At 51.0% G+C, this 2,232-nt stretch carries 2 protein-coding genes; both read left to right on the top strand.

All coding sequences use genetic code 11. The features are described 5' to 3' along the window. Positions 1-126: 126 nt before the first annotated feature. On the top strand, positions 127-771 hold the full coding sequence (locus MLC59_RS19625) for a metallophosphatase domain-containing protein (protein WP_248237286.1): 645 nt from the start codon (positions 127-129) through the stop codon (positions 769-771). Further along, positions 758-2,194 carry a hypothetical protein gene (locus tag MLC59_RS19620; protein ID WP_248237285.1) on the top strand — a complete coding sequence of 479 codons (1,437 nt, stop codon included), beginning with the start codon at positions 758-760 and terminating at the stop codon, positions 2,192-2,194. Before MLC59_RS19625 ends, MLC59_RS19620 begins: the two co-directional genes overlap by 14 nt. The last annotated feature ends 38 nt before the right edge of the window (positions 2,195-2,232 follow it).

Raw genomic sequence — 2,232 nt, 5'->3', positions numbered from 1 at the left:
GCAGCCTGAGCCAGGGAAACAACCGGATCATAGCTTAGGGACACCATCAGGTTGTCCAACTGATTGGGTCCACCTCAAGCGTCTATGGGGGCCCGTCTCTACCAGAGGCTTGTCGAGGACAGTGCCGTGAGATTAGTCTGCCTTTCAGACACCCACATCCTGCACCGGCGCATACCGGAGATGCCTGACGGCGATGCGCTTATCCACGTCGGCGACTGCCTGGGCGCCGGCACTCTCGATGATGTGCGGGATCTGGACGATTGGCTTGGAAGCTTGCCACACGCCCACAAGATCGTGATCGCCGGTAACCACGACTGGGCATTTCAAGAGGCGGGAGAATTTGCCCGGCAGGCGCTCACTCAGGCGATTTATCTGGAAGACAGCGGCATGGAAATTGACGGCCTGAAGTTCTGGGGCTCGCCCTGGACACCCACTTTTTTGGACTGGTGCTTCATGCAGGATCGGGGTGCACCGATCCGGACAAAGTGGGACCTGATGCCCTCCGAACCCGACATCCTCATTACCCATGGCCCACCCGCCGGCGTTGGCGATGAGGTGGCGACCGGCTTTAAAGCGCAGAACGTAGGCTATAAAGATCTGCTTCAGCGCATCCAAATCATTCGGCCCCAGCTGCACATTTTCGGCCATATCCATGAGGGCCATGGCGAGTACTGCCATGCAGGCACGAGGTTTGTGAATGCCTCTGCCTGCAGGGATTCCATTTCGCAGCTCTTCTATATTTTAAGGTGTACTCGGTATGAATTTTCCTGAACAAGAAATGCAGTTTACAAAAAAAGAAGTCCCAGCGCTGACCAACCTATTTGGCTGCCTCCCCTCACTTCAGTGCTACACCAACCCCGCTCCGCTGAGAGATTTTGTTGAAAGACAATATCGGGCCTTTCTGCAGAACACTATGAAGTCTGAGACGCTGACCGAGATTGAAGAGGACTCTGTTCAGGCCTATCTCAAGGCATTTGACATGGTGGTTGAGGATTCTGACGCCAACTACCGAGAAGTCGATCAATCTTCACTGACAAAACGCCGGTTGAGTCGCCCCGGTAGTTCCATGGTCAGCTTTCTTGAAAAGGTTCCTCAAGATTCGCTCGGGGCCTACTACCTCAATTCAAATCTAAAAAACCTGCCCTCCAGCTCGAAGGTCTACAAACCGGTACTGATCTGCAACTGCTCAGCGTTACCTTTTGTGCATTTTTATGCCGCAAGACCAAACTATTTCTTACCGGGCAAAGGTAAACCTCCACGTGAAAAGTGCCCTTGCGCCCAGGCCAGCTCGCTTGAAGATTCTCCGGTAACCGCCATCCTCAAAAGCTTTCGCGTATGGCGCCCCGACTATGTGCCGATAATGCATCCCAAGGAACGGGATCGAGCTCAATGGCTCACGGTGCAAGCCACCGAAAGGAAAGATCGTGGAGAGCTACTACCCCATCAGAATGTACGGTTAAGAGCCCAATGTTCTATATGCAAGGACTATGAGAGCACAACGCCAATTAGTCTGACCAACGCACTAAAACCAGATTACGCTGCCCCTGAGCGAGACAAAAAATACCATTGTGAGGATTGTTGCGCAGCTCAAGCGCGTGCCGAGGCAAAATCCCGCCGAGAAAAAGTCTCGGACGTGACTTATCTTGCCACGCAATATTCAAAAAGGAACAAAATGCCTGCTCACGAGGTCAGCCTTGGCAGTCCTGAAGAGGTCTTATGGGATTGCATCGGGCATTGTAAGGGAACTTATCCTCGCGCGCCCCGACGCCGATTTACGCAATGTGATTGTTCGTGTGTGTCTGGAGGCACATCTGTTCCCGAGAGACTTCTGGGTATCTGCCTAGTTCAAATCTGTCAGAACACGTCAGTATCCATAAAACCGAATGAACAAGTCTTTATTGAGGAAGAAGGAAAGGTCTTTGAAGCCGATATCCTGGTATCGAGTCCCACGAACAAAGGTATCGTCGTGGAGTACGACGGATTTTACTATCACAAAGACAAACAAGATAAAGATATTGACAAATCTAAAATCTTTGCCCGAAACGGGTATACCGTTATACGACTGTTAGAGCCGGGCCTTGCCATTCCAGAATCAACGGCGCAGTGTGGTTACATTCCTATCCCCAACGACCATAATGCTCTTATAAAACTGGTTTTACTAAGGAGTTCAAAAGTAAGCGAACATGATGTATAATAAAAACATTGCTCGCGGACTATATCGGATATCAGCTC

The sequence above is a fragment of the Marinobacter bryozoorum genome (assembly GCF_023156245.1).
Taxonomy (GTDB): Bacteria; Pseudomonadota; Gammaproteobacteria; order Pseudomonadales; family Oleiphilaceae; genus Marinobacter; species Marinobacter bryozoorum.
This window is presented reverse-complemented; position numbering and strand designations above follow the sequence as displayed.